This window comes from Dactylosporangium sp. NPDC050588, from assembly GCF_040654975.1.
GTDB classification, from domain to species: domain Bacteria; phylum Actinomycetota; class Actinomycetes; order Mycobacteriales; family Micromonosporaceae; genus Dactylosporangium; species Dactylosporangium maewongense.
Window position 1 is genome coordinate 1 of the sequence record NZ_JBFAJA010000197.1, and the last position, 3,857, is coordinate 3,857.

A 3,857-nucleotide genomic window follows, 5' to 3' on the forward strand; every position below is an offset into this window, starting at 1 on the left:
CGTCGTAGCCCATCGCCAGCGAGAACAGCCATTCCCGTGAACAGAGGTGCTCGGCGACCCGCCGATCGGCGGGTCGCGACCAGCCATGCGTATGCGTGATCGTGGCGCATCCTCGACCGGGGTCGGGAGCGGTCGAGACGACAAGCCAATCGTAGGCCACTGGGGTTCGACAGCGCACGAGCGATGCACCGGCCCCTCGTTCGGGGTTCGTCACCCGAAACCGACCCGGTACACCTGGCGTCGGTTCCCGCGGCTGCGGCACTGGTCTTGTACGGAACGATCACCGGGCGCTGCGCGGTACCGTCGAGACGCCACCGTCGTGGCGACCTGACCGCCGCCGGATCAGACGGCGGCGGTCACGCGATCGCTGCACGTTGCAGGGACGGTCGAAGCACCCGAGGAGCGAAACGCATGGAGTTCGACGTAACGGTCGAGAGCCCCAAGGGAACGCGCAACAAGTACGAGGTGGACCGCCGCACCGGCAGAATCCGGCTGGCCCGCACCCTGTTCACCGCCACTCAGTACCCGGAGGATTACGGCTTCATCGAGCACACCCTCGGCGGGGACACCGACCCCCTCGATGCGCTCGTGCTGGTCCGGGAACCCACCTTCCCGGGCTGCCAGATCCGCTGCCGGGCGTTCGGCATGTTCCGGATGCGCGACGCGAGAGGCCCGGATCCGAAGGTGCTCTGCGTCCCGACCGCCGACCCGCGGCTGGCATACCTGGTGGACCTGCCCGACCTGGAGCACTTCCACAAACTGGAGATCCAACACTTCTTCGAGATTTACCAGGATCTCGAACCGGGCAAGGCCATCGACACCGAGCACGGCGTCTGGGCCGACCGTGCCGAGGCCGAAGCGGAGGTCGCCCGATCACACCGGCGCGCTGTCCGCGTCGCAGCGGTCGTCGACGATCCAGGTTCACCGTGACCAGTTGATCGATGCCGGGAACGATGAAGGTCGGGCCGGGACCGCGGCTGCGTGGACTCGGCCGAAGCGGAAACAGCACACCGCCTCCGAATTGCCGAGCAATACGGACCGAGCGCGCCGCGTTGATCAGGCCGAGGAAACCGACGGCGACGAGCGCGCGAATAGGACGGGCCGGAACGGCCCCGTGGCGTTTACAGGTCAACTTCCTTCTTTCCCTGCGCGTTTACGCCTGTTCGTGGCCAAAGGCGATGACGCTGACCCGCCGCGGTGAGGCTTCGTTGCTGGACGGGCCAGAAGGCAATGGGTCGAGTGCCTTGCAGTTCGCAGCACGTGGGGCGTCTGGCCTGTGGAATCGTCGGCAGCGCCGGCGTGTCGGCCGTGCTGCGTCGGGTAAGGCTGCCCATGCGGGAGGCCCTCACCACCCGCTGCGCCGGGATCGGAGGCACGATCATGAGCGAGACCCAGCGACCGGCGTCGTTGTCGGCCCGGGATGTGTTGTATGAGGCGGCGCGTGTAGCCTGCCTGGCCCCGTCGATCGCGAACTCCCAGCCGTGGCGCTGGCGTATCCGCGGCGACACCCTCGAACTACACGCGGACCGCGCGCGCCAGTTGACCGACGCCGACCCCCAGGGCCGGTCGATGATCATCAGCTGCGGTGCGGTCCTGCATCATGCCACCGTCGTGCTCGCCGTCCTCGGCGCCGCGGCCACAGCCGAACGGATCAACGACCCAGCCGACCCCGACCTGCTCGCCAGACTGACGCTGACCGGCACCCACCAAGTGACAGCCGAAGACATGCGTCTACACCATGCCCTGCGCACACGTTGCACCGACCAGCGCCCGTTCCTGGGCATCGGACCGCTACCGGACGAGGTGATCGACCTGCTGCGCCACGCCGCCGAACCGTTCGAGGTCAGCACGCACGCACTCGACCCGCCACAGGCGGACCTCCTCGCCCTCGCCGCACGGTCAACGGCGACAGCCGAGCAACACGAGATGCCGATCTGGACGACCCGCCCGGACGCAACGATCCGCGACGATGTACCGAAGACGGCGGCCGCATCGGTAGGCGACTACGCGCCCGGCGCGACCCCGGGTCTGGCTCCCGGGCCCGGGGACGACCGGTATACGACCTACCTCGCGTTCACGACCACACACGACACCAGGGCGGACTGGCTGCGCACGGGCGAAGCGCTCAGCGCCGTCCTGCTCACCGCCACAACCATCGGACTGGCGTCGTCGGTGATGAGCGATGTGGTCGAGGCTCCGGATGCGCGGGCGACCCTGCGCGAGGTGGTCGCACCGGCCGAGTATCCACAGCTGACCGTCCGGTTCGGCGTGAACGAGAGCGCCCCCGCAGCACCGCTGACACCGCGCCGCCCATACGACGAGGTCATCGAGGTCGTCCCGATGAGATAACCCATGCCGGACCCCTGTCCACCCGTACGCATCGAAATTTGAGCTTCCAAGCCTGCGGCCCGACGGCGATGCCACCGGTGTCATCGCGACAGCTGACGAATTGCCATCTGACCAGGAGCAGCTCGCTAACCACCGGGTCTCGATCACCCAACCGCAGCCATCCCTGAAGAACGCACAGGTGTGCCACTCCAGCAATTCCCGCATCGCGCGCAACACCGTGGTGAGCATGACCACGATGGCGTGCATCGCTGTGTCGCTGTTGTCTTCATGCGGCCGGCTGGTGACGCGGGTCCGGTCTGAACGCCGAACCGTCGGTCGATCGCGTTGTGCTCCGGTGACGTTCGGATGTTCGCCAACCTGACGAGTACGTAGAACGGCCGAGCGGGTCCTGCGGCACACGAACTGTTCTCACAGTCGTTGCGGTTGCGGCTGTCCGACCGCCACCGGCCCGCGTCGGCCGTCGTTGTTGCGGCGGCCACATGAGGAGTAGCATTACTAACAGTCATTTTGATCTAGCGTTCGGTTGCCACGGGTCATGGGTCCAGACGCTGATGTGACGTTTGCTACGCCGAGTTGCGGCTGCGAGCCAAAGCCATGGCGACGTGATCGGCGGGCCGCACGGGCCGTCACCGGTCACCGGACATCCCTAAGGTGGGCGGCGCAGTGGAGCAGCTGGAGAGGATCTGCATCGACGCTGTGCAGGCACTGTCGGCCTCGGGGGTCGGGGTGAGTCTGATGGCCTCCGACGGCGTTCACGGCATGGCGGCGGCGTCGGACCCGAACACCGCGCGGATCGAGGAGTTGCAGTTCACCTTCGGGGAGGGCCCATGTATCGACGCCGCCGCGGGCGGCCGTCCGGTCCTGGTGCCAGATCTGGCCGACGGGGCGATGCGCCGATGGCCGGTCTACACCGTCGCGGTCCTGGACGCGGGGATCCGGGCGGTGTTCGCGTTTCCGCTGCAGATCGGGGCGGCTCGCCTCGGCGTCCTCGATGTGTTCCGTGCCCGTTCCGGGGCGATGTCCAGGCCGGAACTGGGTCACGCGCTCACTATCGCTGACCAGGTCGTGATGACCTTGTTGGATGGTCAGGAACAGACCACCGGTGTGGACGAGCTGGACGAGGCGTTCGAGCACCGCGCCCAGCTGTTCCAGGCCCAGGGCATGGTGATGCTCCAGTTGGGCATTCCCCTCGCGGAGGCGTTGGTGCGAATCCGGGCCCACGCCTACGCCACCGACCAGCTGTTGAGCGAGGTGGCCGCGGACATCGTGGCACGTCGGCTCTGCTTCGACATCGACGGCGCATGAACACTGCCACGAGCATTGCAGGGAAGGCCAGGAAGCTGTCATGACCACCGTATCCGAACGACGCCTGGCGCGGATCTTCGTCGAGGTCGCCGACACCCTCGTCGGCGGGTTCGATCTGATCGAGTTCATGCAGATGCTCGCCGAACGCGCTGCCGGGCTCATCGACGCTGCCACCGTGGGGCTGCTACTGGCCGACGAGAAGA

The 3,857-nt window shown here is 67.3% G+C and carries 3 protein-coding genes; all 3 read left to right on the forward strand.

What is annotated here, in order from left to right; translation table 11 throughout:
• Nucleotides 1-411 precede the first annotated feature (411 nt).
• The 3 genes from AB0I21_RS57125 to AB0I21_RS57135 all read left to right on the forward strand — a co-directional run bounded on the left by AB0I21_RS57125 (nucleotide 412) and on the right by AB0I21_RS57135 (nucleotide 3,654).
• Complete coding sequence (locus tag AB0I21_RS57125; RefSeq protein ID WP_360574407.1) at nucleotides 412-930, forward strand: inorganic diphosphatase; 519 nt, start codon at nucleotides 412-414, stop codon at nucleotides 928-930.
• A gap of 267 nt (nucleotides 931-1,197) precedes the next feature.
• Complete coding sequence (locus AB0I21_RS57130; RefSeq protein WP_360574409.1) at nucleotides 1,198-2,349, forward strand: nitroreductase; 1,152 nt, start codon at nucleotides 1,198-1,200, stop codon at nucleotides 2,347-2,349.
• A 663-nt stretch (nucleotides 2,350-3,012) separates the two neighbouring features.
• Nucleotides 3,013-3,654, forward strand: coding sequence for a GAF and ANTAR domain-containing protein (locus AB0I21_RS57135; RefSeq protein WP_360574411.1), 642 nt, complete (start codon nucleotides 3,013-3,015; stop codon nucleotides 3,652-3,654).
• Nucleotides 3,655-3,857: the final 203 nt, after the last annotated feature.